The sequence below is a fragment of the Roseovarius sp. THAF9 genome (assembly GCF_009363715.1).
Taxonomy (GTDB): domain Bacteria; phylum Pseudomonadota; class Alphaproteobacteria; order Rhodobacterales; family Rhodobacteraceae; genus Roseovarius.
The window spans coordinates 273,425-299,958 of the sequence record NZ_CP045404.1 but is presented as its reverse complement, the minus strand read 5'-3'; the positions used below and the strand labels follow the sequence as shown (position 1 = coordinate 299,958).

General features: G+C 64.5%; 26 protein-coding genes. 16 read left to right on the top strand and 10 right to left on the bottom strand.

Features of this window, described 5'->3' with window-relative positions:
- Positions 1-3 precede the first annotated feature (3 nt).
- A complete protein-coding gene (locus FIU86_RS01485) occupies positions 4-867 on the bottom strand; it encodes a CoA ester lyase (protein WP_152473462.1) in 864 nt (287 codons plus the stop codon).
- 231 nt (positions 868-1,098) lie between these two features.
- Between FIU86_RS01485 and FIU86_RS01480 the strand changes: the two genes are divergently transcribed.
- From FIU86_RS01480 to lpdA, 15 genes are all read left to right on the top strand, one after another.
- A complete protein-coding gene (locus tag FIU86_RS01480) occupies positions 1,099-1,386 on the top strand; it encodes a hypothetical protein (protein WP_152476860.1) in 288 nt (95 codons plus the stop codon).
- A gap of 245 nt (positions 1,387-1,631) precedes the next feature.
- A complete protein-coding gene (mdh, locus tag FIU86_RS01475) occupies positions 1,632-2,594 on the top strand; it encodes a malate dehydrogenase (RefSeq protein WP_152473461.1) in 963 nt (320 codons plus the stop codon).
- Between the two features lie 75 nt (positions 2,595-2,669).
- Complete coding sequence (locus FIU86_RS01470) at positions 2,670-4,187, top strand: hypothetical protein (protein WP_152473460.1); 1,518 nt, start codon at positions 2,670-2,672, stop codon at positions 4,185-4,187.
- A gap of 178 nt (positions 4,188-4,365) precedes the next feature.
- Positions 4,366-5,559, top strand: a complete 1,194-nt coding sequence (sucC, locus tag FIU86_RS01465; RefSeq protein ID WP_152473459.1) for an ADP-forming succinate--CoA ligase subunit beta — start codon at positions 4,366-4,368, stop codon at positions 5,557-5,559.
- Positions 5,556-6,281, top strand: coding sequence for a hypothetical protein (locus FIU86_RS22475; protein WP_172977394.1), 726 nt, complete (start codon positions 5,556-5,558; stop codon positions 6,279-6,281). The genes sucC and FIU86_RS22475 overlap by 4 nt, the downstream gene beginning before the upstream one ends.
- 62 nt (positions 6,282-6,343) lie before the next feature.
- Positions 6,344-7,228 carry a succinate--CoA ligase subunit alpha gene (gene sucD / locus FIU86_RS01455; RefSeq protein ID WP_152473457.1) on the top strand — a complete coding sequence of 295 codons (885 nt, stop codon included), beginning with the start codon at positions 6,344-6,346 and terminating at the stop codon, positions 7,226-7,228.
- A gap of 27 nt (positions 7,229-7,255) precedes the next feature.
- Positions 7,256-7,711 (top strand): DUF805 domain-containing protein, encoded by a 456-nt coding sequence (locus FIU86_RS01450; protein WP_152473456.1) that lies wholly within the window; start codon positions 7,256-7,258, stop codon positions 7,709-7,711.
- Between the two features lie 35 nt (positions 7,712-7,746).
- Positions 7,747-10,704, top strand: a complete 2,958-nt coding sequence (locus FIU86_RS01445) for a 2-oxoglutarate dehydrogenase E1 component (RefSeq protein WP_152473455.1) — start codon at positions 7,747-7,749, stop codon at positions 10,702-10,704.
- A 6-nt stretch (positions 10,705-10,710) separates the two neighbouring features.
- Positions 10,711-12,297, top strand: coding sequence for a 2-oxoglutarate dehydrogenase complex dihydrolipoyllysine-residue succinyltransferase (gene odhB, locus FIU86_RS01440; RefSeq protein WP_152473454.1), 1,587 nt, complete (start codon positions 10,711-10,713; stop codon positions 12,295-12,297).
- Positions 12,294-12,638: a nucleotidyltransferase domain-containing protein gene (locus FIU86_RS01435; RefSeq protein WP_302848756.1), complete on the top strand. Its 345-nt coding sequence runs from the start codon at positions 12,294-12,296 to the stop codon at positions 12,636-12,638. Before odhB ends, FIU86_RS01435 begins: the two co-directional genes overlap by 4 nt.
- A 25-nt stretch (positions 12,639-12,663) precedes the next feature.
- Positions 12,664-12,897, top strand: a complete 234-nt coding sequence (locus tag FIU86_RS01430; RefSeq protein ID WP_152473452.1) for a hypothetical protein — start codon at positions 12,664-12,666, stop codon at positions 12,895-12,897.
- An 85-nt stretch (positions 12,898-12,982) separates the two neighbouring features.
- Complete coding sequence (locus FIU86_RS01425) at positions 12,983-13,528, top strand: hypothetical protein (RefSeq protein ID WP_152473451.1); 546 nt, start codon at positions 12,983-12,985, stop codon at positions 13,526-13,528.
- Positions 13,525-13,920: an MAPEG family protein gene (locus tag FIU86_RS01420; protein ID WP_152473450.1), complete on the top strand. Its 396-nt coding sequence runs from the start codon at positions 13,525-13,527 to the stop codon at positions 13,918-13,920. Before FIU86_RS01425 ends, FIU86_RS01420 begins: the two co-directional genes overlap by 4 nt.
- Complete coding sequence (locus FIU86_RS01415; RefSeq protein WP_152473449.1) at positions 13,917-14,300, top strand: hypothetical protein; 384 nt, start codon at positions 13,917-13,919, stop codon at positions 14,298-14,300. The genes FIU86_RS01420 and FIU86_RS01415 overlap by 4 nt, the downstream gene beginning before the upstream one ends.
- 63 nt (positions 14,301-14,363) lie before the next feature.
- Positions 14,364-15,752 carry a dihydrolipoyl dehydrogenase gene (gene lpdA, locus FIU86_RS01410; RefSeq protein WP_152473448.1) on the top strand — a complete coding sequence of 463 codons (1,389 nt, stop codon included), beginning with the start codon at positions 14,364-14,366 and terminating at the stop codon, positions 15,750-15,752.
- A gap of 793 nt (positions 15,753-16,545) precedes the next feature.
- On the opposite strand, the gene FIU86_RS01405 is transcribed toward lpdA, so the two are convergent.
- Genes FIU86_RS01405 through FIU86_RS01390 form a run of 4 tightly spaced genes read right to left on the bottom strand, consistent with a single transcriptional unit; the run spans position 16,546 to position 19,451 of the window.
- Positions 16,546-17,148 (bottom strand): pyridoxamine 5'-phosphate oxidase family protein, encoded by a 603-nt coding sequence (locus tag FIU86_RS01405; RefSeq protein WP_152473447.1) that lies wholly within the window; start codon positions 17,146-17,148, stop codon positions 16,546-16,548.
- Positions 17,135-17,875: a 1-acyl-sn-glycerol-3-phosphate acyltransferase gene (locus tag FIU86_RS01400; RefSeq protein ID WP_152473446.1), complete on the bottom strand. Its 741-nt coding sequence runs from the start codon at positions 17,873-17,875 to the stop codon at positions 17,135-17,137. The genes FIU86_RS01405 and FIU86_RS01400 overlap by 14 nt, the downstream gene beginning before the upstream one ends.
- Entirely contained in the window at positions 17,872-18,741 is an 870-nt protein-coding gene (locus FIU86_RS01395; protein ID WP_152476858.1) for an ABC transporter permease, read from the bottom strand. Before FIU86_RS01395 ends, FIU86_RS01400 begins: the two co-directional genes overlap by 4 nt.
- Positions 18,742-18,773: 32 nt before the next feature.
- Entirely contained in the window at positions 18,774-19,451 is a 678-nt protein-coding gene (locus tag FIU86_RS01390; RefSeq protein WP_152476856.1) for a cell division ATP-binding protein FtsE, read from the bottom strand.
- Between the two features lie 27 nt (positions 19,452-19,478).
- Between FIU86_RS01390 and FIU86_RS01385 the strand changes: the two genes are divergently transcribed.
- On the top strand, positions 19,479-20,558 hold the full coding sequence (locus tag FIU86_RS01385) for a zinc-ribbon domain-containing protein (protein WP_152473445.1): 1,080 nt from the start codon (positions 19,479-19,481) through the stop codon (positions 20,556-20,558).
- Between the two features lie 48 nt (positions 20,559-20,606).
- On the opposite strand, the gene FIU86_RS01380 is transcribed toward FIU86_RS01385, so the two are convergent.
- The 5 genes from FIU86_RS01380 to argH are packed head-to-tail and all read right to left on the bottom strand — an operon-like array spanning position 20,607 to position 26,521.
- Positions 20,607-23,252 carry a TIGR02302 family protein gene (locus FIU86_RS01380; RefSeq protein ID WP_152473444.1) on the bottom strand — a complete coding sequence of 882 codons (2,646 nt, stop codon included), beginning with the start codon at positions 23,250-23,252 and terminating at the stop codon, positions 20,607-20,609.
- A gap of 37 nt (positions 23,253-23,289) precedes the next feature.
- The gene (gene lysA, locus FIU86_RS01375) at positions 23,290-24,555 is read right to left on the bottom strand and encodes a diaminopimelate decarboxylase (protein ID WP_152473443.1); all 1,266 of its coding nucleotides are present in this window, start codon (positions 24,553-24,555) and stop codon (positions 23,290-23,292) included.
- 42 nt (positions 24,556-24,597) lie between these two features.
- On the bottom strand, positions 24,598-24,903 hold the full coding sequence (locus FIU86_RS01370; protein WP_152473442.1) for a DUF2834 domain-containing protein: 306 nt from the start codon (positions 24,901-24,903) through the stop codon (positions 24,598-24,600).
- Positions 24,900-25,133, bottom strand: coding sequence for a hypothetical protein (locus FIU86_RS01365; protein WP_152473441.1), 234 nt, complete (start codon positions 25,131-25,133; stop codon positions 24,900-24,902). The genes FIU86_RS01370 and FIU86_RS01365 overlap by 4 nt, the downstream gene beginning before the upstream one ends.
- Positions 25,130-26,521 (bottom strand): argininosuccinate lyase, encoded by a 1,392-nt coding sequence (gene argH / locus FIU86_RS01360; RefSeq protein WP_152473440.1) that lies wholly within the window; start codon positions 26,519-26,521, stop codon positions 25,130-25,132. Before argH ends, FIU86_RS01365 begins: the two co-directional genes overlap by 4 nt.
- Positions 26,522-26,534: the final 13 nt, after the last annotated feature.

Genomic DNA, 26,534 nt, shown 5'->3' with positions numbered 1-26,534 from the left:
GATCTACTCCGCCGCCATCTGCGCAATCGCCTCGGCCTTGGCCAGCGTCCGCTGCGCCGCGACGACATGCAGGTTTTCCACAATCTGCCCGTCCACGACGGCAATCCCCTGCCCCTGCTTCTTGCTCTCCTCGAATGCCTCGATCTGGCGCACGGCCATGTCGATCTCGAACTGCGTGGGCGCAAACGCCGTGTTGGCAATCTCGATCTGGTCAGGATGGATCAGCGTCTTGCCATCGAACCCCAGATCGCGGCCATGCTCGCATTCCGATTTCAGACCGTCGCCATCCCGAAAGCGATTATAGACACCATCCAGCGCCACCACGCCGCGCGCCGCCCGCGCCGCCATCACGATCATCTGCAAAGATGCCAGCAACGGCATCCGGTCGGCGCGGAACCGACAGCCCAGTTCCTTGGTCAGGTCGTTCGTGCCGGCCACCAGCCCCGTCACCTGCCGATGCGCCGCGATCTCGCGGGCGTTGAACACGCTGGCGGGCGTTTCCATCATCGTCCAGATCGGGATCTCGGTGCCGATCAGGTCCGACAGGTTATCGACATCCGCATAGGTATTGACCTTGGGCTGCAGGATCACATCCGCCCCCGCATCGCCCAGCACGCGCGCATCCTCGAACCCCCACTCGGTGGTCAGCGCGTTGATCCGCACGACCTTCACACGGTTGCCATAGCCCCCGTCGCTCAACGCCTGAGCCAGCGTCTGACGCGCCTCGGCCTTGGCATCGGGCGCCACGGCATCCTCCAGGTCGAAGATGATCGCGTCGGTGGGCAGGGTGCGCGCCTTGTCCAGCGCCCTTTCCTTCGAGCCGGGAATATAAAGAACGGATCGGTAAGGATGGGTGGTCAGGTCCATGGCGTGCCCCGCTGTCTGGTCGAAATTTTCTTGCGCGGGAATTCGCCATTTTTGGAACGAAAGTTCAAGGCCTTTCTCGCCGCGATGCAGAAATGGGCCTGTTCCGCGCCCCTCCCGAGCGCCGCGAACGGTCCATTAACCTTGGCTTGATACGGTCGCCCCCACGCTGTCTGCACCAGAAAAACGGCAGGGACCCATAGCTGAAAGGGTAAGACGATGAAGACCACACTGATGATGATTGCCACGCTCGTGGCCACGGGTCTGTCCGGTCCCGCTTACGCTGCGAACTGCGCGCCGCGCGATGCGGTCGTCGACCGGCTGACCTCCAAATACGGCGAGTCGCGCCAGTCCATGGGCCTCGGCGCCAACAATGCGGTGGTCGAGGTGTTCGCCTCCTCCGAGACCGGCACCTGGACGATTACCGTGACGTCCGTCCATGGCATGACCTGCCTTGTCGCCAGCGGCCAGTCGTTCGAGACGTTGGCCGAGGCGCTGCCGGTCGAGGGCGACGACGCCTGACGCGGCGCGGGCGGGGGCCGCCCGCGCACAAGATTCGCCACCAGCCTTACGGGGCGCGTGCAATTCGATGCACCCCCGCCACCATCACCGCGCGACACTAAATACCTGACATTTCAACGGCTTTCGGCGCCCGCGCCGCGCCGCACCCGTCCGCCACCGCCGCGCCGCAGCGCAGCACCCTTGAATTGACCCCGGTTTGCGACTACCCCGTAGCGCGAAAACAAACCCACCGGAGATCAATTTCCATGGCCAGACCCAAGATTGCCCTCATCGGCGCCGGACAAATCGGCGGCACGCTCGCCCACCTCGCCGCCATCAAGGAACTGGGCGACGTCGTCCTCTTCGACATCGCCGAAGGCACCCCCGAGGGCAAGGCGCTCGACATCGCCGAATCCGGCCCGGCCGAAGGCTTTGACGCTGCCCTCAAGGGCACGCAGGACTACGCCGACATTGCCGGCGCCGACGTCTGCATCGTCACCGCCGGTGTCCCGCGCAAGCCGGGCATGAGCCGTGACGACCTTCTGGGCATCAACCTCAAGGTCATGAAATCCGTGGGCGAAGGCATCGCCGCCAACGCCCCGAACGCCTTCGTCATCTGTATCACCAACCCGCTCGACGCGATGGTCTGGGCCCTGCAGAAATTCTCCGGCCTGCCCGCCGAGAAAGTCTGCGGCATGGCCGGCGTGCTGGACAGCGCCCGTTTCCGCCACTTCCTCAGCCTGGAATTCAATGTCTCGATGAAGGACGTCAGCGCCTTCGTGCTGGGCGGCCACGGTGACACCATGGTGCCCTGCGTGCGCTACTCTACCGTCGCCGGCATCCCGCTGCCCGACCTTGTCGACATGGGCTGGACCACGCAGGAAAAACTCGACGCGATCGTCCAGCGCACCCGCGACGGCGGCGCCGAGATCGTCGGCCTGCTGAAAACCGGCTCGGCCTTCTACGCGCCCGCCACCTCGGCCATCGAGATGGCCGAAGCCTACCTCAAGGATCAGAAGCGCGTCCTGCCCTGCGCCGCCCATTGCGACGGCGAATTCGGTCTGAAGGGCATGTATGTTGGCGTGCCCACCGTAATCGGCGCGGGCGGCATCGAGCGGATCGTCAACATCAAGCTCAACAAGAACGAGCAGGAGATGTTCGACACCTCCGTCAAGGCCGTGAAAGGCCTCGTCGAAGCGTGCAAGGGCATCGACAACTCGCTCGGTTGAACCCCGGCCCAAAGCCTGTACTCTGAACGCGCGGACCACACAGGCCCGCGCGTTTTCTTTTGCAGGATTGCTACCATGAATTTCCGTTTCGCTCTGTCTGTCTGCCTCGCCCTCTGCGGCACCACCGCCACGGCCCAGACCGCACCGACCCTTGCACAGGACGGGCTGCAGGCCCGCATCGATCACCTGTCGCAGGATGCCGTCGCCAACGGCTTCGAGCTGGGGATGCTGCAAACCCTGCGCGGCGTCGAACAGACCCTGCAGTCGCGCTACGACTACGGACTCTGGCAGGACAACCGAATGCTGCCCGTCCTGCGCTTCGGCTGGGCGCTCGTTCCCAACCCCACGCCACAACCCTCCGGCCCGGAAACGTTCAGCAAAATCATGGTGCAGTTCGTCACCGACATGCAGACCGCCCGCGCCACCCTCGCCACGGCCGAAGGGTCAGGCATCACTCCCTTCACCCTGACCCTCACCGACATCTGGTTCGACGTGAACGGCAACGGCGCCCGCGACCGGGGCGAGGACGCCGCCCAGATCCTCGGCCCCGTTGTCCTCGACCGGCAGGCCCTGCGCGCGTTCGAGCGCGCCAGCGAAGACGCCGCGCCGCTCATCATCCGCTTCGACGAGGCCGATCATGCCTGGCTGACCGCCTACACCCACATGCTCTCGGGCTTCGGCAACCTCTTCCTCGCTTTCGATCCCGCCCCGATCCTGCGCGACCTCGGCGCCGCCCGTGACGCGCTCGCCGACGCGCCCGAGATCCCGAACCACTACGACCCGGAGGCGCTGGCCGCCGAGATCGAGGCGCTCGAGGCCGAGCAGCAGCAAATTCAAAAACGCGTAGATGCCATCGCCGCGCAGATGGCCCCGCTCTCAGACGAGCAGAACGGTCTGTTCCGGCAACGTACCGAGGCCACAGACGACGCGGAAATCGCCCGTATCGAGACCCGGATACAAGAGCTTAGTGACGAGATGGCCACCCTCCGGCCGCAGCAACGCGAGGCAAACCAGGCCCGCGCCCTGATCCGGAACGAGATCCGCTCGGCTAAAGCCAAACTCGACACAAAAGACGACGGCCAGATCCAACGCATGGCCCGCAGCCAGATGGCCTCGATCGACGCGCTCTACGTGATCCTGTCCGCGCTCGAACAACAACCCGATGCCGACCTCATCCGTGCCGCCCATGCCGACTGGCTGGCGATGATCGCCCATAACCGCAGGTTCTGGGACCGTCTCGCGCAGGAAACCGACGACGACCTCGAATGGATCCCCAACGCCACCCAGACCTCCGCGCTGGGGGTCGAGATCCCGCCGCGCGTAGCGGCAGGCTGGCAGGCAATCCTCGCCGATGCCGAAGCCGTTCTTCAGGGCCGCCTTCTCATCCCGCACCCGCTGCTGCCCTCGGGCCATGGCATCGACGTCACGGCCTATGTCGACGACCCCGCGCCGATCGATCCGATCGCCTGGATCCACGGCATCGGCGCCACGCCCTACACCGCCCGCGGCCCCCGGATCACGGCGCAAAGCTGGCAGGCGTTCCAGCGCCTGACCGGCGGCAACGCCGGTAGCTTCGCGCTCTTCCTGAACTGATCCCGGCGCGATTCGTGATGCATATCAACGCGCTTATTTGTGATCACAGCTTAAAATCGTGTGATCACAAATAGCGGAAATTCGCTGTAAATCGCGGAGCAGGGCACAAAAGGGGTTAAGTCCCGCTTCATCCTATGGCTATACCAGATGCAAACGCACAGAAAGATGGGACATCCGCATGAACATCCATGAATACCAGGCGAAGGCCTTGCTGCGCTCTTACGGGGCGCCTGTATCGGACGGGCGTGTCGTTTTGCGCGCGGAAGAGGCGAAGACGGCGGCGGGGGAGCTTGACGGCCCCGTCTGGGTGGTCAAGGCGCAGATCCATGCGGGCGGCCGCGGCAAGGGCACCTTCAAGGAGGCAGGCGCCGGCGACGCGGGCGGCGTGCGCATCACCAAGTCGGTCTCCGAGGCCGCCGAGGAGGCCAAGAAGATGCTGGGCCGCACGCTGGTGACCAAGCAGACCGGCGACGCCGGCAAGCAGGTGGGCCGCATCTATATCGAGGAAGGCGCGGCCATCGCCAAGGAATTCTACCTGGCGCTTCTGGTGGACCGGGTGACCTCCCGCGTCAGCTTCGTCGCCTCCACCGAGGGCGGCATGGACATCGAGGAAGTGGCCGAGAAAACGCCCGAGAAGATCCTCAGCCTGAGCGTCGATCCCGCCACCGGCTACCAGCCGTTTCATGGCCGCCGCATCGCCTTCATGCTCGAGCTCGAGGGCGCGGCGGTGAAGCAATGCGTCAAGCTGATGGGCACGCTTTACAACATGTTCCTGGAAAAGGACATGGAGATGCTCGAGATCAACCCGCTCATTCTCACCGAAAGCAACGAGCTGAAGTGCCTCGACGCCAAGATGGGCTTTGACTCCAACGCGGTCTACCGCCACTCCGACATCGCCGAGCTGCGCGACACGACCGAGGAAGACCCCAAGGAGCTGGAGGCGTCCAAGTACGACCTCAACTACATCGCGCTGGATGGCGAGATCGGCTGCATGGTCAACGGCGCGGGGCTGGCCATGGCGACGATGGACATCATCAAGCTTTACGGCGCCGAGCCGGCGAACTTCCTCGACGTGGGCGGCGGGGCCACCAAGGACAAGGTGACCGAGGCGTTCAAGATCATCACCTCCGACCCGCAGGTAAAGGGCATCCTGGTGAACATCTTCGGCGGCATCATGCGCTGCGACGTGATCGCCGAGGGCGTGGTCGCGGCCGTGAAAGAGGTCGGGCTGCAGGTCCCCCTCGTGGTCCGGCTCGAGGGCACCAATGTCGAGAAGGGCAAGGAGATCATCAACACCTCCGATGTTGACGTGATCGCCGCCGACGACCTCAAGGACGGCGCCCAGAAGATCGTGAAGGCTGTGAAGGGGTGATTGGGCGTCTCGAAAAAGGTCCGGGGGACCTTTTTGCCCAATCACGGGCGGAGCCCTGGGCAGAAAGCGGTCCGAAAAAGTCGGCAGACGCTCCGGGGGAGCGTCTAAGGTCCGAACGGGAGGAGTCCCGGGCGTCGTCACGAGCGGAGTCCCGGATTGGTCGCCGCCCGGCAATAGGACCGCGTCAGGTCCGGGCCGGCGCGTTTGGGCTTGCGCTGGCCTGCTTTGGCGCCCCGGCTCTCGCGCAAACCACGCAAGACCGCTTTGACGAGGCCTACAGGCTGTGCGTTGCCGACTATGGCGATCCCTCCGACATCGGCCCTGCGCTGGTGGAGGCGGGCTTCTCGCATCAGCCCGAACAGGTGAGCGAAACCGAAATCCTGCACTGGTACAGCGCGCCGGGCGACGCGGACGTGACCATCTTGCTACGGACCACGCCGCTGGAACGGTTCTGCGCCATCTCTAGCGACCAGATCGGCCTGTCCGAGGCGCTGCAGACCGCGCGAGCGCTTACGCAAACACTCTTCCCCGACGGGCTGACAATGCCCGGCGACATGCAGGGCCGCAACGTCCAGATCGACAGCCAGGAAGGTCAGAACGAGGCCTGCTCGGGCTTCTGGACCGTCCTAGGCGAGGACGTGCTGTGGGTTTCTGCAGGCATCGCCGGTCAGGATCCCGTCTGCATCGAAAATGGAACCTCGCAACTCATGGTGGTCATGTAGGCCGCCGCAGCGCCGGGCGCCCGTCGCCTGGCTACAAAATACTCAAGTAAGGAGCCTTCATCATGGCCGTCCTCATCGACGAAAACACCAAAGTCATCTGCCAAGGCCTGACCGGCAGCCAAGGCACGTTCCATACCGAGCAGGCGATTGCCTACGGCACCCAGATGGTCGGCGGCGTGACCCCCGGCAAGGGCGGCCAGACGCATCTGGACCTGCCCGTGTTCAACTCGGTCCATGAGGCCATGCACGAGACCGGCGCCAACGCCTCCGTCATCTACGTGCCGCCGCCCTTCGCCGCCGACTCGATCCTCGAAGCCATCGACGCCGAGATCCCGCTGATCGTCTGCATCACCGAAGGCATCCCGGTTCTGGACATGATGCGCGTCAAGCGCGCGCTCGAGGGCAGCAGCTCGACCCTGATCGGCCCCAACTGCCCCGGCATCATCACGCCCGACGCCTGCAAGATCGGCATCATGCCCGGCCACATCCACAAGCGCGGATCGGTCGGCGTGGTCTCGCGCTCCGGCACGCTCACCTACGAGGCGGTCAAGCAGACCTCCGATGTGGGCCTGGGCCAGTCGACCTGTGTGGGCATCGGCGGCGACCCCATCAAGGGCACCGAGCATATCGACGTGCTGGAATGGTTCCTCGCGGATGACGAGACCGAAAGCATCATCATGATCGGCGAAATCGGCGGCAGCGCCGAGGAAGACGCGGCGCAGTTCCTGAAGGACGAGGCCAAGAAGGGCCGCTCCAAACCCTGCGCCGGCTTCATCGCAGGCCGCACCGCGCCTCCGGGCCGCCGCATGGGCCACGCCGGCGCCATCGTCGCCGGCGGCAAAGGCGGCGCCGACGACAAGATCGAAGCGATGAAATCCGCCGGCATCACCGTCGCCGAATCCCCCGCAGGACTGGGCGAAGCCGTGCTGGAAGCCATCGGGAAGTGACCGCGTAACAGTGACAGGAGAAAGCTGATGGACTTCCAGACCAGCGTGAAGACTTGCCTCACCGAGAAGTACATGGACTTCTCGGGCCGGGCGTCACGCTCGGAATTCTGGTGGTTTATGCTCGCCTACATCATCGGGGCGCTGGTTGTCTCTCTCTTTCCCCTGTTACCACTGATCTACGCCTTGGGAATGTTCCTGCCGCTTCTGGCGGTGGGCTTCCGCCGGATGCACGACACCGGCCGCCCCGGCTGGTACTTTCTGATCCCGTCGATCTACAACCTGTTGGTGCGGATCTTCGGATTCGGCAGGTACGAGCTTGATCCCCAAACCGGAATGCCGCTCGAGGCGCCCTCTGTGGGCGGGGCCATCCTTGGCGCGATACTCGGCATTGTCGGTCTCGTCATTGCGATCATCTTCATCTGGTGGCTCACGCGACCATCGGAACCCGACGCCAATGAGTACGGCGCGCCACCTGCCGCCTGACACCGCGCCGCCCTAGCAACCCGAGGTACATACCCATGACCGACCAATCCCCCAACGACCAGTTCCACGCCTCCAGCTTCATGCAGGGGCACAACGCGGAATATCTCGAACAGCTTTACGCGCGATATGCCAACGACCCCAATGCGGTCGACGAGGCATGGCAGGCCTTCTTCCGCGAGCTGGGCGATGGTGATACGGACGTCAAGAAAGAGGCCGCCGGGCCAAGCTGGGCGCGGGGCGACTGGCCGCCGCAGCCCGCCGATGACCTGACCAGCGCCCTGACCGGCGAATACCCGACCGAGGTCGAGGCGCGACAAGCCGGCGACAAGATCAAGTCGAAGGCCGCAGAGAAAGGCGTCGAGGTCTCGGACGATGCCGTCAAGCGGGCCGTGCTCGATTCCGTTCGCGCCCTGATGCTGATCCGCGCCTACCGTATCCGCGGCCACCTCGCCGCAGATCTTGATCCGCTGGGCCTGCGCGAGACGCCCGACCGCCCCGAGCTTGACCCGAAATCCTACGGGTTCACCGAGTCCGACATGGACCGGCCGATTTTCATCGACAACGTGCTGGGCCTTCAGGTCGCATCGATCCGCGAGATCCTCGAGATCGTCAAACGCACCTATTGCGGCACCTTCGCCCTGCAATACATGCACATCTCCGACCCCGAGCAAAGCGCCTGGCTCAAGGAACGCATCGAGGGCTACGACAAGGAAATCCGCTTTACCCGCGAGGGCCGCAAGGCGATCCTGAACAAGCTGGTAGAGGCCGAAGGCTTCGAGAAATACCTGCACGTGAAATACATGGGCACCAAGCGGTTCGGCCTTGATGGCGGCGAGGCGGTGATTCCCGCGATGGAGCAGATCATCAAGCGCGGCGGACAGCTGGGTGTGAAGGACATCGTCATCGGCATGCCCCACCGGGGCCGCCTGTCGGTCCTCGCCAACGTCATGGGCAAACCCTATCGCGCCATCTTCAACGAATTCCAGGGCGGGTCGTTCAAACCCGAGGACGTGGACGGCTCGGGCGACGTGAAATACCACCTCGGCGCCTCCTCGGACCGCGAGTTCGACGGCAACACCGTGCACCTCAGCCTCACCGCGAACCCCTCGCACCTCGAGGCTGTGAACCCCGTCGTGCTGGGCAAATCCCGCGCCAAGCAGGACCAGCTGGGCGACAAGGAACGCACCGCCGTCATGCCGCTTCTGTTGCATGGCGACGCGGCCTTTGCGGGCCAGGGCGTCGTGGCCGAATGCTTCGGCCTGTCGGGGCTGAAGGGCCACAAGACTGGCGGCACCATGCACCTTGTGGTCAACAACCAGATCGGCTTCACCACCGCGCCGCACTTCTCGCGCTCCTCGCCCTATCCCACGGATATCGCCCTGATGGTCGAGGCGCCGATCTTCCACGTGAACGGTGACGACCCCGAGGCGGTCGTGCACGCCGCCAAGGTCGCCACCGAGTTCCGCCAGAAGTTCCGCAAGGACGTGGTGATCGACATCATCTGCTACCGCCGCTTCGGTCACAACGAAGGCGACGAGCCGATGTTCACCAACCCGATCATGTACAAGAAAATCAAGTCCCAGAAGACCACGCTCTCGCTCTACACCGAGCGGCTGGTCAAGGACGGCCTCATCCCCGAGGGCGAGATCGACGACATGAAGGCCGCGTTCCAGTCCTACCTCGCCGACGAGTTCGAGGCCGGCAAGGAATACCGTCCGAACAAGGCCGACTGGCTGGACGGCAAGTGGTCTCACCTCGACAGCAAGGACGAGGATTACCAGCGCGGCGAAACCGCCATCAAGAAAAAGACCATGGCCGAGATCGGTCGCGCGCTGACCACCCCGCCCGAGGGCACACCGCTGCACAAGACCGTATCGCGGCTCCTGGAAACCAAGGCCAAGATGTTCGAAACCGGCGAGGGCTTCGACTGGGCCACCGCCGAGGCGATCGCGTTCGGCTCGCTCCTGACCGAAGGCTACCGCGTGCGGCTCGCCGGGCAGGACAGCACCCGCGGCACGTTCAGCCAGCGGCACTCCGGCCTGATCGACCAGGATTCGGAGGAGCGCTACTACCCGCTCAACCACATCCGCGAAGGCCAGGCACAGTACGAGGTCATCGACTCGATGCTCTCGGAATACGCCGTACTGGGCTTCGAGTATGGCTACACCCTGTCGGAACCCAACGCCCTGACCCTGTGGGAGGCGCAGTTCGGCGACTTTGCCAACGGCGCGCAGATCATGTTCGACCAGTTCATCTCTTCGGGTGAATCGAAATGGCTGCGCATGTCCGGCCTCGTCTGCCTCTTGCCCCACGGCTACGAAGGCCAAGGCCCGGAACACTCATCCGCGCGCCTCGAACGCTTCCTGCAAATGTGCGGACAGGACAACTGGATCGTCGCCAACTGCTCGACCCCGGCGAACTATTTCCACATCCTGCGCCGGCAGCTGCACCGCACCTACCGCAAGCCGCTCATCCTGATGACGCCGAAATCGCTTCTGCGCCACAAGATGTGCGTCTCCAAGGCCGAGGAATTCACCACCGGCAGCAGCTTCCACCGCGTGCTTTGGGACGATGCCCAATACGGCAATTCGGACACCAAGCTGAAATCCGACGACAAGATCAAGCGCGTCGTCATGTGCTCGGGCAAGGTGTATTTCGACCTGCTGGAAGAACGCGACAAGCGCGGGCTCGACGATGTCTATATCCTGCGCATCGAGCAGTTCTACCCGTTCCCCGCCATCTCGATGGTCAAGGAGCTTGAACGCTTCAAGAAGGCCGAGATGGTCTGGTGCCAGGAAGAGCCCAAGAACCAGGGCGCCTGGAGCTTCATCGAGCCCAACATCGAATGGGTGCTGCAACGCATCAAGGCCAAGCACACCCGTCCGGTCTATGCCGGGCGCTCCGCCTCCGCCTCGCCCGCAACAGGCCTCGCAAGCCAACACAAAGCCCAACAAGAAGCGCTGGTCGATGCCGCGCTGACGATCGAAGGATAAGACGTAATGACCACCGAAGTACGCGTGCCCACGCTGGGCGAATCCGTGACCGAAGCCACCGTCGCCACCTGGTTCAAGAAAGCCGGCGACAAAGTCGAGGCCGACGAGATGCTGTGCGAGCTGGAAACCGACAAGGTCACCGTCGAGGTGCCCTCGCCCGCCGCCGGCACCCTGGCCGAGATCGTCGCGCAAGAGGGCGAGACCGTGGGCGTCGACGCCCTGCTGGCCACCCTGTCCGAAGGCGACAGCGGCTCTGACAGCGCGCCCAAGAAGGCCGAGAAGTCGGAAGAGAAAAAGCCCGATCCCGCGCCCGCCAAGTCCGGCGGCGACTCGGGCGGCGGCGGCAACATCGACGTGATGGTGCCCACGCTGGGCGAATCCGTGTCCGAGGCGACCGTCTCGACCTGGTTCAAGAAAGCCGGCGATACCGTCAGCCAGGACGAAATGCTCTGCGAGCTGGAAACCGACAAGGTCTCGGTCGAGGTCCCCTCGCCCGCCGCCGGCACGCTGACCGAGATTCTCGCCAACGAGGGCGAGACGGTACAAGCGGGCGGCAAACTCGCGGTCCTGTCCGGCAGCGCCGATGGCACCGTGGAACCCGCCGAACGTCCCGATGGCAACGCGGTCGAGGCCAAAGGTGACGAAGCCGCCACCGCCAATGGCGGCCAGTACACCACCCCGCCTCCGGGCCGCGATGTCGAGGATGCGCCCTCGGCGAAAAAGGCGATGGCCGAAAAGGGCCTCAGCAGCGATCAGGTGCAAGGCTCTGGCCGCGATGGCCGCGTGATGAAAGAGGACGTGGCCCGCGCCGCAGCCGCCGCCAGCAGCGCCGCGCCCGCCGCCGCGTCGGCCCCCGCACAGGCGCCCCGCGCACCGGTGTCGGCCGAAGATGCCAGCCGCGAGGAACGGGTCAAGATGACCCGCCTGCGCCAGACCATCGCGCGCCGCCTCAAGGACAGCCAGAACACCGCCGCCATGCTCACCACCTATAACGAGGTGGACATGACCGAGGTGATGGCGCTTAGGAACGAGTACAAGGACGAGTTCGCAAAGAAGCACGGCGTGAAACTCGGCTTCATGTCCTTCTTCACCAAGGCCTGCTGCCATGCGCTGAAAGAAGTGCCCGAGGTCAACGCCGAAATCGACGGCACCGACATCGTCTACAAGAACTTCGTGCACATGGGCATTGCTACCGGCACGCCCACCGGCCTCGTGGTCCCCGTGATCCGCGACGCCGACGCGCTCGGCTTTGCCGATATCGAAAAGGCCATCGCCGAGAAGGGCGCCCGCGCCCGCGACGGCAAGCTCTCCATGGCCGAAATGCAGGGCGGCACCTTCACCATCTCGAACGGCGGCGTCTACGGTTCGCTGATGTCCTCGCCCATCCTCAACCCGCCGCAATCGGGTATCCTGGGCATGCACAAGATCCAGCAGCGCCCGATGGTGGTGAACGGCGAAATCAAGGCCCGCCCCATGATGTACCTCGCCCTCAGCTACGACCACCGCATCGTCGACGGCAAGGGCGCCGTGACCTTCCTCGTCCGCGTGAAGGACGCGCTGGAGGATCCGAGAAGGTTGTTGATGGATTTGTGACAGTTTTAGTTGACAATAGATGGCTCTCCGCGCTTGCCCTGTGGGCGCGCGGGGTTCCATCCATTTCAAAAGCTTGGGTTTTTGGATCGCGTGCAATGGGTACAGGAACAACCGCCAGCGACTTAGACATCGCGATCTTACTTGACCCTGACGATGGTGAAGTCTTGGCAGAATGGGCGGAAAATGCCGAAACTTGGCGCGAAGAGGTTCGGCATAGGGTAGGAAACTTCCCGAAAGTTGATTTACAGCTTGCATACCCTGATGAAGACGAATGGGTTTGGCCGTCTGTAAGGGACCACGGTAAACTTTTTTACGACAGAGAAGTTGTTTCTAAGAAATGAAAGCGAACTTTTCGGAGACCACCCCATGACCACCCAACTCCTTCTCCGCTACGACAGCTTCGACCAAGGCGCCCACGATTCCCACGCCGAGGACCGGGCCAATGCCGGTCTCACCCAGCTTCAGATGTGGCGCGAGGGCACGGGCACCCATTGGGTTCTTTTCGACGTCAACGACATGGCCCGCGCCAAGGCCTGGGTCGACAAGGAAACCGGCCTCGGCCACGGCCCCGCCGCCGCGCACATGCTGGAGACGGCATGAGGCGCGCATCAACCGCCCCGGCCTCCGAGCCGGGGCCTCTCGCCCAGAACGAGATCCCGGGTCAAGCCCGGGACGCGTCCCACCGATGACCAACGCCGCAGGATACGCCCGCGCCGTCGCCGCACGCCGCGCCTTCCGCCTGCCCGGCTATCCGACGCTGGCCGAGGAAGGTTTCGACGGCGACTACGTCTCGCCCATCCAGATGACCTCCGGCAGCCTGACCGGCCCCATGCTGGTGTCCAAGGACTGGCTCGACGCACCCTCCGTCCGCCGCCACGGCGCGGAACTCAGCCGCCAAGGCTACCTCTCCACCAACCCTTTCAACCGTGTCATCGACAAGGTGCTGGCGCTGCTGAACCTCACCCGCGCCGACATCTACATCACCCCGGTCTTTCACCTGCTCACGCCGCAGCGCTCCTCCACAATCCCGCCGGCCCATGCCCGCGCCAGCTGGGAGGCCATCGGCCAGCACGAACGCCTCGGCCGCCGCCCCATTGCCCTCGGGCACGATTCCGCTCGCGTTCTGAAACATTTCAACGTGCCGCACATCCGCGCGCCCCACCCCTCGGCCCGCACCGGCACTTTTGACGCCAAGGCCCAGGCCATAGCAGAGGCGATTCAAGCCGCATGACACCAGAACTCACCGTTCTCACCCTCGCCGCTCTGCTCCAAGTGGTGCAATTCGCCCTCTACGCCGTGCCCGCCAACATGGAGCTCGGGCCGGGCTACACCACCTCGGCGCGCGACCGCGAACCCTCGCGCCAGATGTCCGACCGCACCGCCCGGCTGGGCCGCGCGATGGACAACCATTTCGAAGGGCTGATCCTGTTCACCATCGCCTGCGTGGTCATCGCCGTCTCGGGCCAGTCCACCTGGGTCACCACAACCTGCGCCTGGGCTTACCTCATTGCCCGCATCGCCTATATCCCGGCTTATTACCTTGGCTTGCGCCCCTGGCGGTCGCTGGTCTGGCTGGTGGGTTTCGCCGCGACCGCCCTCATGTACCTGGCCGCCCTGCTATGATCCGTCCTCTCGCCATCACCGTTGCGCTTGCCGCCACACCGGCCGCCGCCGAGTTCGTGATCGAGGAAGGCACGTTTTTCGTCATGCACCGCGACTACCACCACAAGACCAACAGTTTCACCGATCGCGCCCCCGAGGGCGAAGGCGACGGCTGTTTCCAGATCACGCGCGTCGACCTGCCGGGCAAATCCATCGACTTCACCCTGGTCAGCGGCACCATCACGCCCTGGTGGTCGGATGGCGAAACCTTCCACCCCGGTTTCCAGAACGCCTTCGTCCCCGCCATAGGCTTCATGGAAAACAACCCCGACGCCGCGTGGACGGACCTTCTGCACGAAATCCTGAAAACCGTGCCGGACTGCGCCCCGCCCGCGTCGTGACACCGCACCACAAAAAGCATAGGTTCGGGATCAACACGCCCGACACTCGAAGGAGAATAGAAAATGGCATCCTATGACGTGATCGTAATCGGCTCCGGCCCCGGCGGCTATGTCGCCGCGATCCGCTGCGCCCAGCTTGGCCTGAAAACCGCCTGTGTCGAGGGCCGCGAAACCCTGGGCGGCACCTGCCTGAATGTGGGCTGCATCCCCTCAAAGGCACTCCTGCACGCCAGCCACATGCTGCACGAGGCGGAGCACAATTTCGCCGCCATGGGCCTCAAGGGCAAAAGCCCCTCGGTCGACTGGAAACAGATGCTGTCCTACAAGGACGACACGATCGGCCAGAACACCAAGGGCATCGAGTTCCTGTTCAAGAAGAACAAGATCGACTGGCTGAAGGGCTGGGGCTCTATCCCCGAGGCAGGCAAGGTCAAGGTCGGCGACGACACGCACGAGGCCAAGAACATCATCATCGCCACCGGGTCCGAGGTCAGCACCCTTCCCGGTGTCGAGATCGACGAGAAAACCGTGGTCTCCTCCACCGGCGCGCTGGAACTGCCCAAGGTGCCCAAGAAACTGGTCGTCATCGGCGCCGGCGTCATCGGGCTGGAGCTTGGTTCGGTCTATTCCCGCTTGGGCTCCGAGGTGACGGTCGTGGAATATCTCGACCATGTCACCCCCGGCATGGATGGCGAGGTGCAGAAGAATTTCCACAAGCTGCTCAAGAAACAGGGCCTGAACTTCATCATGGGCGCCGCCGTGCAGGGAGTCGAGGCGATGAAGACCAAGGCCAAGGTCACCTACAAGCTGCGCAAGGACGACAGCGAGGAAACGCTCGATGCCGACGTGGTGCTGGTCTCCACGGGGCGCAAACCGTTCACCGACGGGCTGGGGCTCGATGACCTCGGCGTCGAAATGACCGAGCGCGGCCAGATCAAGACCGACGACCACTGGCAGACCAACGTCAAGGGCGTCTACGCCATCGGCGACTGTATCTCGGGCCCGATGCTGGCCCACAAGGCCGAGGACGAGGGCATGGCCGCCGCATCCGTCATTGCGGGCCAGCACGGCCACGTCAATTACGGCGTCATCCCCAGCGTGATCTATACCCATCCCGAGGTCGCCGCCGTCGGCAAGACCGAGGAGCAGCTCAAGGAAGAAGGCCGCGCCTACAAGGCCGGCAAGTTCTCCTTCATGGGCAATGGCCGGGCCAAGGCCAACTTCGCCGCCGACGGCTTCGTCAAGATCCTCGCCGACAAGGAAACCGACCGCATTTTGGGCGCGCATATCATCGGCCCGATGGCGGGCGATCTCATCCACGAGATCTGCGTCGCCATGGAATTCGGCGCCGCAGCCGAGGACGTGGCCCTGACCTGCCACGCCCACCCGACCTATTCCGAAGCGGTGCGCGAAGCGGCCCTGGCCTGCGGCGACGGGCCGATCCACTCGTGATGCTCAATGCGGGCGGGGTCCGCCCCGCCCGTCCAATTACAAGCCCTGTCCGGCATCTCGTAGAGTGGGTGAACACCCACGCGTCGGACCGCGTACGCGCCAGAGAGAACTGCGTCGGATGACTGGTCTGCGGATGAAGTTTACGATGGTTCGCTGTTGCCGCGCATCGCGCCAGAGGCGCGTCACTTAAAATGCGCGCCTCCGGCGCGACGGGCCGCGGCGCAGCGATGCGACGATGGTTCTAAAGCACTTTATGCCCGCCAACGCCGCAATACCTCTGAGCGGCGTACCCAGCTTCACCAAATCGCCGCGCCGGTGGGGCGGCCCGGCGATGCGCGGCGGTGCAGCAAGCTGCACCTGGATTCCGCGCGGGGATTTTGCCTTGAACCTTCGCTTTGCGGAATTTTCTGCCGTTCGTGTAGCAATCCGTGCGATTGCCAGACCGCGGGCTGGCGTTCTGCCGGATGTTCGAGGCGCTTTATGGCCGACATATCCGCGAGACTTCAGTTCGAAACGCCAACGTCAGCCAATCGCCAGCCCGTCCGGGCGGTCTGGCGATCGCGCGGTGGCCTGCGGCCTTGACACCGCGCGGCACAAGATCAGCGACAGCACTAAGGGCTCAAAGCCATCATTCGCCGCAGTGAGTGTGAATACTCAATGGCGGACAGCAGTTGGATTTAACCCTTCCCGCCCAGCGACATTTTCACCGACGCGATATTTCCACCGACGCGATGCTACTGAAATACCGACGCGATACCGATGTGCCAAATCGCGTTAACCAACCCTGCAACGCCTACCACATCGTCTTCGCCGCCCGGGCGCTCCAGGCGGCGTCATACTCCGCGCCGCCCTCGTCTCCGCCCGAGGCCTCGGCCAGCAATTCACCCATCTTCGGCAACCCTGCGCTGTCGTCGTGATCCCACAGCCCGGCGCGGATCGTGGCACGTGCACATTGGGCATAGATCTCGGAAACCGAAATCACGATCACCGTCGCCGGATGCTTGCCCTGCTGCTCGAACCGGGCGCGCACCCCCTCGTCGGCAGTCAGTTTCGCGGTGCCGTTCACCCGCACCACCGTGTTCGATCCCGGCACCATGAACATGCATGACACACGCCCGTCCGACACGATATTCCGCAACGAATCCAGTCGGTTGTTTCCACGCCAATCTGGCATCGCCAGGGTCGTCTCGTCCAGCTCCAGCACCACCGGGCCATCATCCCCGCGCGGGCTGCCATCGGTGCCGTCCGGCCCCACCGTACTCAGCACGCAATAATGCGACGCCATGATCCACTTGCGGTAAAGCGGCGTCAGCCGTTGCACAACCTTGCGCGTACTGGCCGCGGCGGGCGCACCGTAAAGCGCTTCCAGCGCCTTGATATCGTTAATGAACTCCATCCGGCTCAAACCCCGCTTCGCGCATCAGGCGGTTGGAATTGCTCTCCACCGTGTCTTCCAGCCGCGCCATGAACTCTTCCTTCGGCAACCCCGCCTCGATCGCCGGCAGGAACTCCACCACCCCGGTCCCGGGATGCCGCATGACACCCTTGCGCGGCCAGACCAGGCCCACATTCGTCGCCACCGGAATGCACTCCTGTGCCATCTCTTCATAGAGGATCGACGACCCCACCTTGTAGGGCGCCTTGACCCCCGGCGCGATGCGCGTGCCTTGCGGGTAAATGATCAACTGTCCGGGCCGCAGGCGCCCCCGTCCGACATCCGCGATCATCTTCTTGATCGCCTGGCTGCGCTTGCCCCGGTCGACCGGCACACAGCCCAGTTTCAGGGCATATTGCCCGATGATGGGTGCGTACATCAACTCGCGCTTCATGATGAACTTGCCGGCCGGAACGCTACCGAAAATCAGGATAATATCAAGGAATGACTGATGCTTGGCGACGATCAGACATTCATGCTGAGGCGGCGTGCCACGCACTTCGGTCCGGACATTCACCATCCAGCGGGCGCTCCAGCGAACCCACGTGCACCACGTTTTGCAGGCCTTGTTGGCCCCTTTCGAGGACAGCAGAGCCCAAGGTAGGAACACGATCCCGATGGGCAGCATCATGAAATAGATCTGGCCCACGAACACCGCAGAGCGGACCCATTGGATAGCATATCTCATGGCGTTTCCTTCAACGTCTTGCGGGCAGCAGCCTGTGTCGCCGCAAAGGCGACCGCAGCGGCCAGCGGCGGGATCACCAGCAGCCAGAGCCACTGCCAACCGTGAAAGCCCAAGCCTGTCAGGAACCCACCCTCTTCCTGCGCGGCAGGCAACAGGAACACCGCCAGCCCGGCCACCACGGTGCCCACGGCGCCTCCGGTCAGGGCGCGCAGCGTGAACCGCCGCACGAAAGCCTGCGCGATATAGCTGTCCCGCGCCCCCACAAGGCGCAGCACGCCGATCACCTGCGTGTTCGCCGCCAGCGCGGCATTGGCCGCCAGCGTGATCATCGCCGCCGTCGCCGCCCCGATCAGCAGGATGGATATATACCCCAGCATGCGCAGGCGCGTCGCGGCACTGACCAACGGTCGCCGCCACCGGGTATGGTCATCAAGGATCGCCCCCGGGACCTCGGCCGACAGCCGCAGGCGCAGCCCGCCTGCATCGAACCCCTCGCCCTCCTCAACGACCTCGATCAACTGCGGGATCGGCAGGGTATCCACCGGCAGGTCGGGGCCGAACCACGGCTCCAGCAAGGCGCGCTGTTCGTCGGGGTCCAGCGCCCGGGCCGAGGCGACGCCCTTGGTCGTCTGAAGGATCTTCAGCGTGGCCGCGGTCTGCGCCGCCATTTGCCCTTCGGGCGCGGAAATCCGAATAGTCGAGGACCGCGCCAGTTCCGATCCCCAGCGATCGGCCAGCCGTCCCGTCGCCATCGACAAGGCCAGCGCGAACACCGCCAGAAACGACATCGCGCCCGCGCTGAACACCGTCAGCGAGGCCGTGAATCCTGTGGGCGGCACCACGCGGTCGGCCTGCGCGTCGCCCATGACAAATTCGGTCACGCGGTTGAAATTCAGCTTCACAGGTCCGCCCCCGCCAGTTGCAGCCGCCGGTTCGATATCCGCAGCACCCGTGCCTGGACATGGGTTTTCGCGGCCCGGATCAGGGCGAGGTCATGGGTGGCGACCATGATCGTCTTGCCCATCCGATTCAACTCGATCAGCAGGCGCAGCAGACGCTGCGACATCTCCCAGTCGACGTTGCCCGTGGGTTCGTCTGCCAGCACCGCGTCCGGCGACATGATGATGGACCGCGCCAGCGCCGCCCGCTGACGCTCCCCGCCCGACAACTCCGGCGGCAGGGCGTCGGCCCGCGCCTTGAGACCCACCCAGCCGATCAGTTCCTTGAGGTTCGCGGACTCGTTGAGCAGGTCACGCCCGGACACCATCATCGGTAAGGAGATATTGTCGGCAACACTCATGTGATCAAGAAACTGACAATCCTGATGCACCACCCCGATCCGCCGCCGTGCATAGGCGATGTCGTCCCGCTCCATCGCGCGCACATCCGTGTCGAACAGCCGGACCTCGCCAGCCGTGGGCATCAGGGCCCCGTAACACAGCTTCAGAAGCGTGGTCTTGCCCGCTCCCGACGGGCCGGTCAAGAAATGAAATGACCCGGCCTGCAGCTTGAGCGAGACATCACTCAGCAATTCCCCCCCGCCATAGCTGTAGGCGACGTTTTCCAGCTCGATCACTTCGACCCCCAATACGTTTTGCCCTTCATGCCCCACGGGACACACATGTGCAACGACTACGGCACTTCGGTGATTGCCCCCTTTCCCGGTCCGTTATTTGTGCGTAAGGTATGCCAAACAATAGGCTGGGGTATCCCGGTCAGGCGGAAGGCAGCGGGTGGCAAGATGCGGTTGATATGCCCGAATTGCGGGGCGCAATACGAAGTCCCTACAGAAGTCATTCCCGCAAGCGGGCGCGACGTGCAATGTTCCGATTGCGGGAGCACCTGGTTCCAGCACCATCCCGACCATCCCCCCGAAGAGCCTCAGGCAGCGGAAGATGATCTTGCCAATCAGGAGCAGTACGAGCCCGAAGACACGTCCTCCGGGCTTGGATCGGACGCGGACTATGGCGCAGACGAGGAGGAGGACGACACCTCCTCTGCCAACGCCGAGGTCAGAGCTGACCCGCACCCGTCGGCGGACGACGACACGTACGAAGAAGAGGACGAGGATACTCCGGAAGACCACACCGCACCCGCATCCGAACACAAGCGACGCGAGATCGACCCCGCCGTGGCCGACGTTCTTCGCGAAGAGGCCGAGCGTGAATCCCGCGCGCGCGAACAAGACAACCGCGGTACCGTCGAGACCCAGCAGGAGCTTGGGCTTCAGGACACCGACAACGACGCACAGCGCCGCTCGGAAGAGGCCCGCGCCCGTATGGCCCGCCTGCGCGGCGAACCGGAAGCGCAAAAAACCGATGCCGAGATGGACGAGATCGACCCCTCGTCGCGCAGCAACCTGCTGCCCGATATCGACGAGATCAACTCGTCGCTCGATTCCGACGGCAATAAGGAACAGCCAAGATCCGTGTCAGCGGCCGGCGATACCACGGTTGCCACCCGCAAGAGCGGCTTCCGCTCAGGGTTCCGGCTGGCGGTCATCCTCGCGGTTCTGGGCTTGCTGCTTTACGTGTTCGCGCCGCAATTGTCCGGGGCGGTCCCGCAACTGGCCGATCCGCTGACGGGTTATGTCGAGATGGTGAATGCCTGGCGAGCCGGTCTCAACGACTTTATTCAGGGCGTGGCCGCCTCATTGTCCGAAGACGGCGTCGCCGACGGCTGATCAAATGCGGCTGACGCTGTGCCGCGCGCGCCGGAACTTCGTCTCACGTCAGAATCGGTCCAGAAGCCGCCGCAGGTAATCAAGCTCGACCTCGGGGCGCGCCGTATCGCCCGACCGGCGGCGGATCTCGTCCAGCAACTCTCCGGCGCGGCGATACACGTCTTCCCGTGCGGTGAACTCACCCTGGTCCCCGGCCAGCCCGCGCTGTGACCGGCCAAGCGGATCCTGCTCGCCAAACTGCCCCGGTGTCTGGCTTTGCGCCAGGCCTTGGCCTGGCTGGGACTGGCTGTTCTCGGCCAGCGCCTCGCCGAGGCTGCGCATCCCGTCGCGCAGGGCGTCCATCGCCTCGGCCTGTCGGTCGATCGCCTCGGGCAGGTCGTCGCCCCGCAGCGCTTCCTCTGCACCCTCCATGGCGCGTCCGGCCCGGTCCAGCGCCTCGCGGGCATCTTCCCCGGCTTCGCCGCCGACATTGGGCAGACCCTGCCGCTGGCGTTCCAACTCGCGCCGCAGCGCTTCCTGCCGCTCGGACAGGGCGCCAGCGCCGTTGCCTTGCTGCCCTTCTGCGGACTGGTTGCCTTGGCCCTGACCGGGTTGCTGACCCTGTTGCTGGCCTTGCCCTTGCTGCTGTCCCTGACCCTGCTGTTGGCCCTGGCCTTGTTGCGAATGCTGCTGGCCCTGGCCTTGGCCGCCGCTACGGCCCTCGTTGCCCTGCGACTCCCCGGCCTGCGCGCCGGGATTGAACTGTTCCTGCAAGTCCCGGAACGCCTCGTCCGACAGGCCCTGCTGGTCACGCAGCGTTTCGGCCAGACCTTCCATCGCCTGCTGGCCCGGATTGTCGCCGCCCTGCCCCTGCTGACCTTCGGTCACGCGCAGGTTCTCCATCATCTGCTGGAACTCTTCCAGCGCCTGCTGCGCCTCGGCAAACCGGCCCTGCTCCATCAGCTCCTGAATACGGTCCATCATGTCCTGCAGATCTTGGTCGGTCAGGGTCTGCATGTTCTCGGATTGGCCCCAGTCGGGCTCATCGGTCTGGTCGCCCTCGCGCTGCGCCATCTGCGATTTCTGCCGCAGGTAGTCCTGAGTCGCGTCGCGCAATTCCTGCATCAGCCGCGCGATCTCTTCCTCGCTGGCGCCGTTGCGCATGGCCTCGCTCAGCCGTTCCTGCGCGGCCCGCATCCGCTCCAGCGCGTCGCCGATATCGCCATCCTCCAGCAGCACGGCCAGATCCCACAGTGCCTGCGCCAGTTCGTCCTGCGTCTCGTCGGTCAGGCTGTCATGGTCGATGAACGTCTCCAGCCGCCGCAGGATCACCCGCAGCTTCAGATAAGCCGTCTCGGACTTGAAAAGCCCATCCTCGGGGTTGTGCGACACCGCGCGTAGCATCTGGCTCACCCGGCGCGCATTGGATTTCGCCCAAAGCAAGTCGCGCCGCTGTTCGATCACCGACGCGGCCATCGGATCGAAAAACCGCCGCGCGGGCAGATCCATCACCATTGGCTCACTCTGCCCCGCCTGGTCGCGCTCGTCCCGAACGTTCAGCGTCAGGCGCACCGGCAGATGCGCCCACGGATGCTCGGACAGGTTCTCTATCAAGGTCTCGGTAAAATCCGCGCGGTCCCCGGTGATCGGCAGCGGCAGGTCCAGCACAATCGGCTCGCGCGCATCGGGTTCCGCCGTCAGGCCATGGCGCCGGTCGACCTCGTCCAGCGCCAGTTCGAACGTCGCGGTGCCGCCGGCCACGCCATGATCGTCACTGGCCGCGAAAGGCTGGCTCATCTGCCCGTCGAACGTGACCTCCAGCCCTTCCGAGATCGACGCCTCGGGCGGCGCGTCGGGCAGGGCCGTGATCGTCCATTCCTCACCGCCGGGCCCATCAATCCGCAATGTCCCGTCCTGTGCGATCTCGAAGCTTTGCTCGATATCCGTGGCCGGCGGAATGTCCTCGGTCCTGCCCGAGACCGTTTCGGTCATGCTCAGCGCGCCCACCTCGCCGTAAAAGCGCAGCGTGACCAAGCTGCCTTCGGGCGCGCTGAACGCCCCGTCCTGATCGTTCAGGTACAGGCTCGGCAAATCGGTATAGGCGGGCGGTTCGATCCAGCCCTCCCATGTCGGTCCACTGGCCAGCGCCGCACCGCTGCCGGGGGCCATCTGCGACACCGTGCCGGCCCGCCAGGCGGACCCGAACAAGACCGCCACGACCAGCGCCAGCAAAGCGACATAGCGCAGCCCGAACGGATCCCGGCGCGACAGCCGCAGGTCCGGATCGACCGCCTTGGCCCCGGCCGCGCGAGCTTCCATCCGCGCGATATGCGCCCGCCACAGGGCCTGCGACCCCGTGTCGCCGCCTCCGATGGCCTGCCTGTCGGCAATTGTCGCCAGCGGATGCCCCGGCAACACGCCATCCATCCGTCGAATCGCCTCGTCGCGCGACGGCCAGGCGAACCGGCGCGCCCCGTGTACCGCAAAGCCCAGCGCGGCCAGCCCCGAAACGATGGCCAGCGTCCAGACGATTTCCACCGGCGCAAGGTCGTGCAGACCAAGCATCAGGGCCGCGCACACCGCGATAACCACGCTCCAGAGCGGCCAGAAGGCCCGCACCAGACGCTCGGCTATCAGCCCGGCCCAGGTCAGCATCAAGGGCCGCTTCAGCCGCCTGATGACCTTGTTGAACGTGGTGTTGTCAGATTGTGCCATGCATCCCTGCGGTTGGATTGCGAGCGCGCCCGTCGCGTCACAACCATGCGGGGATGGTATCGCGATTTATCATCTCGTCAAAGGTCGGCCGGGGCCTGATGACGGCAAATTGATGCTCATGCACCAAAACTTCTGGAACCAGCGGCCTTGTATTGTACTCGCTGCTCATGACCGCGCCGTACGCACCCGCGCTGCGGAACGCCACAAGGTCGCCTTCGCCCACATGCGGCATGACCCGCTCCTTTGCGAAGGTATCGCCCGATTCGCAGACCGGGCCGACGATATCGTACTTGGCCGGCTCCGCGCCCGGCGCTGGCTCTCTCACCGGGACGATATCGTGATAGGCATCATACATCGCGGGTCGGATCAGGTCGTTCATCGCGCCATCGAGGATCAGGAAATCACGCCCTTCGCCCGATTTCACGTAGATCACCTTGCTGACAAGGATACCGGCATTGCCCGCCACCAGCCGCCCCGGCTCGATCTCGATCTCGCAGCCAAGGTGCCCGACCGTTTCGCGGATCAGTGCCCCGTAATCGGTGGGCAGCGGCGGCGCCGCGTTCGACCGTTCATAAGGGATGCCAAGCCCGCCGCCCATATCAAGGCGGGATATCTCGTGACCATCCGCCCGCAACACTTCGGTCAGCTCGGCCACCTTCTGATAGGCCAGCCGGAACGGCTCCAGATCGGTCAGCTGGCTGCCGATATGAACGTCGATCCCGATCACCTTGAGGCCCGGCAACCGCGCGGCCTCGGCATAGACTTCCCGCGCGCGGGCGATCGGGATGCCGAACTTGTTCTCGCTTTTGCCGGTCGCGATCTTGGCGTGGGTTTTCGCGTCCACATCCGGGTTCACCCGCACCGTGATCGGCACCTCCACACCCAGCGACATCGCCACGTCCGACAGCGCGGCCATCTCCGGCTCGCTCTCGACGTTGAACTGCCGCACGCCGCCTTCCAGCGCGATGCGCATTTCCTCGCGGGTCTTGCCAACGCCGGAAAACACGATCTTCTCGCCCGGCACACCCGCCGCCTTGGCACGCAGATATTCGCCGCCCGAGACCACGTCCATCCCCGCGCCAAGCCCCGCCAGCGTCTTCAGGATCGACTGGTTGCTGGCCGCCTTCATGGCGTAGCACACAAGGTGCGGCATCCCCTCCAGCGCCTCGTCGAACAGCCGGAAATGCCGCGTCAGGGTCGCGGTCGAATAACAATAGAACGGCGTGCCCACCTGCGCCGCAATCTCGGCCACCGGCACGTCCTCGGCATGAAGCTCGCCGTCTCGGTAAAGAAAATGGTCCATTCGCGCTTTTTCTTGCTGAAAATACTCAGATTCCCGCAGGTATCACCCGCGCCGCATCCTCAGAAACAGATAAAGCGGCAAACCGCAACTGACACCGATGCAGAACGTTGCCGGTATCGCGATCAGGCGCAGCCAGTCGCGCACCTTTACCGTCTCCCAGATCACCCAGAGGGTCAGCGCAACCGCGGCAATCGTCAGGTCCCAGACCAGCCCGCTGGTCGCGGCATTGGCGTGCCATGCCTCCACCATGCCCATCAGGCTGTATCCGTTCGCGTTGAACCACGCGACGAACCACGCCATCGGATGGATTGCCCCCCAGACGGCCAGGGCAAGGAACACGTACCTCAAAAGACCGTGCCCACGTGGACCGACACGTTACCGCTGACGACTGACGTGCCAACACTGGCCCGCGATCCGTTGGTGCCGACGGTCAGCGATCCGTTCAGATTCGGCCGCACCGGTGTGGGATCATTCCGCACCACGGTATCGTCGGCTTCGCTGCCCGGCGGTATCGGCTCGCCATCGACGCCACAGCCGGCAAGCACCACAAGGCCCAGACATGCGATCACGCGTTTCATCCCAGGATCTCCTTCCAGCGATCAACCTGCATGCGCACCTGTTCCGGCGCGGTCCCGCCATAGCTCATCCGCGAGGCGACAGAATTGTGCACACCAAGGACATCATAGACCGTTTTGTCGATATCGCCATGCACCGATTGCATCTCCTCCAGGCTCAGCTCCGGCAGGTCGCATCCCTTGGCCTCGGCCTTGGCCACCAAAGCCCCGGTCACGTGATGCGCATCGCGGAACGGCAGGCCCAGCACCCGCACCAGCCAGTCGGCCAGGTCCGTCGCGGTCGAAAACCCAGCCCCCGCCGCCGCCTCCAGCGCGCCCTGGTTGGCGGACATGTCGCGGACCATCCCCTCCATCGCCGCCAGTGCCAGCATTAGGTTGTCCGCGGCGTCAAAGACCTGCTCCTTGTCCTCCTGCATGTCCTTGGAATAGGCCAGCGGCAGGCCCTTCATCACCAACGTCAGCGCCACGTTCGCCCCGAAAATGCGCCCAATCTTGGCGCGGATCAGCTCGGCGGCATCTGGGTTCTTCTTCTGCGGCATGATGCTCGACCCGGTCGAGAACCGGTCGCTCAGCGTCACGAACCGGAACTGCGCCGAGGACCAGATCACCAGTTCCTCGGCCATTCGGCTGAGGTGCATGGCGCAAATGCTGGCGACAGACAGGAACTCCAGCGCGAAATCCCGGTCGCTGACCGCATCCAGACTGTTGGACGCCGGTCGATCGAACCCAAGCTCCTTAGCCGTCATGTCCCGGTCGATGGGAAAGGATGTCCCGGCCAGCGCAGCGGCGCCCAGCGGGCATTCGTTCATCCGCACGCGCGCGTCGCGGACGCGGGACAGATCGCGTCCGAACATCTCGACATAGGCCATCATGTGATGCCCCCACGTCACCGGCTGCGCCACCTGCAGATGCGTGAACCCCGGCATCACCCAATCCGCCCCGGCTTCGGCCTGCGCAAGGCACGCTTTCATCAGTGCCGCCAACGCCGCATCGCAGGCATCCAGCTGATCGCGGACCCACAGCTTGAAGTCCGTTGCCACCTGGTCATTCCGGCTGCGCCCGGTGTGCAGCCGCCCCGCCGGCTCGCCGATCACCTCTTTTAGACGCGCCTCGACATTCATGTGAATGTCTTCCAGCGCCTTCGAGAACGGGAAATCCCCGCTTTCGATCTCTGACAACACCGTGAGCAGGCCTTCCCGCATCGCCTCGGCAGCGCTATCACTGACGATACCCGTCGCGGCCAACATGGCCGCATGGGCGCGCGACCCGGCGATATCCTGCGCCGCAAGGCGCTTGTCGAAATCTATCGAGGCATTAATTGCCTCCATGATCGCATCGGGCCCGGCGGCGAACCGGCCGCCCCACATCTTGTTAGAGGTCTTGTCTGTCATGTCCCAACTCTTC

Excerpts from the sequence above, each read along its gene's own strand:
- FIU86_RS01395 (WP_152476858.1), bottom strand. The coding sequence starts at position 18,741 with ATGGGCGACGCGCAGGCCGACCGCGTGGTGCCGCCCACAGGATTCACG.
- argH (WP_152473440.1), bottom strand. The coding sequence starts at position 26,521 with ATGACAGACAAGACCTCTAACAAGATGTGGGGCGGCCGGTTCGCCGCC.
- FIU86_RS01425 (WP_152473451.1), top strand. The coding sequence starts at position 12,983 with ATGACCAACGCCGCAGGATACGCCCGCGCCGTCGCCGCACGCCGCGCC.
- FIU86_RS01415 (WP_152473449.1), top strand. The coding sequence starts at position 13,917 with ATGATCCGTCCTCTCGCCATCACCGTTGCGCTTGCCGCCACACCGGCC.
- FIU86_RS01430 (WP_152473452.1), top strand. The coding sequence starts at position 12,664 with ATGACCACCCAACTCCTTCTCCGCTACGACAGCTTCGACCAAGGCGCC.
- odhB (WP_152473454.1), top strand. The coding sequence starts at position 10,711 with ATGACCACCGAAGTACGCGTGCCCACGCTGGGCGAATCCGTGACCGAA.
- FIU86_RS01405 (WP_152473447.1), bottom strand. The coding sequence starts at position 17,148 with ATGGAGTTCATTAACGATATCAAGGCGCTGGAAGCGCTTTACGGTGCG.
- FIU86_RS01470 (WP_152473460.1), top strand. The coding sequence starts at position 2,670 with ATGAATTTCCGTTTCGCTCTGTCTGTCTGCCTCGCCCTCTGCGGCACC.
- sucC (WP_152473459.1), top strand. The coding sequence starts at position 4,366 with ATGAACATCCATGAATACCAGGCGAAGGCCTTGCTGCGCTCTTACGGG.
- FIU86_RS01385 (WP_152473445.1), top strand. The coding sequence starts at position 19,479 with ATGCCCCACGGGACACACATGTGCAACGACTACGGCACTTCGGTGATT.
- lpdA (WP_152473448.1), top strand. The coding sequence starts at position 14,364 with ATGGCATCCTATGACGTGATCGTAATCGGCTCCGGCCCCGGCGGCTAT.
- FIU86_RS01365 (WP_152473441.1), bottom strand. The coding sequence starts at position 25,133 with ATGAAACGCGTGATCGCATGTCTGGGCCTTGTGGTGCTTGCCGGCTGT.
- FIU86_RS01450 (WP_152473456.1), top strand. The coding sequence starts at position 7,256 with ATGGACTTCCAGACCAGCGTGAAGACTTGCCTCACCGAGAAGTACATG.
- FIU86_RS01380 (WP_152473444.1), bottom strand. The coding sequence starts at position 23,252 with ATGGCACAATCTGACAACACCACGTTCAACAAGGTCATCAGGCGGCTG.
- lysA (WP_152473443.1), bottom strand. The coding sequence starts at position 24,555 with ATGGACCATTTTCTTTACCGAGACGGCGAGCTTCATGCCGAGGACGTG.
- FIU86_RS01400 (WP_152473446.1), bottom strand. The coding sequence starts at position 17,875 with ATGAGATATGCTATCCAATGGGTCCGCTCTGCGGTGTTCGTGGGCCAG.
- FIU86_RS01480 (WP_152476860.1), top strand. The coding sequence starts at position 1,099 with ATGATGATTGCCACGCTCGTGGCCACGGGTCTGTCCGGTCCCGCTTAC.
- mdh (WP_152473461.1), top strand. The coding sequence starts at position 1,632 with ATGGCCAGACCCAAGATTGCCCTCATCGGCGCCGGACAAATCGGCGGC.
- FIU86_RS01485 (WP_152473462.1), bottom strand. The coding sequence starts at position 867 with ATGGACCTGACCACCCATCCTTACCGATCCGTTCTTTATATTCCCGGC.
- sucD (WP_152473457.1), top strand. The coding sequence starts at position 6,344 with ATGGCCGTCCTCATCGACGAAAACACCAAAGTCATCTGCCAAGGCCTG.
- FIU86_RS01420 (WP_152473450.1), top strand. The coding sequence starts at position 13,525 with ATGACACCAGAACTCACCGTTCTCACCCTCGCCGCTCTGCTCCAAGTG.
- FIU86_RS01445 (WP_152473455.1), top strand. The coding sequence starts at position 7,747 with ATGACCGACCAATCCCCCAACGACCAGTTCCACGCCTCCAGCTTCATG.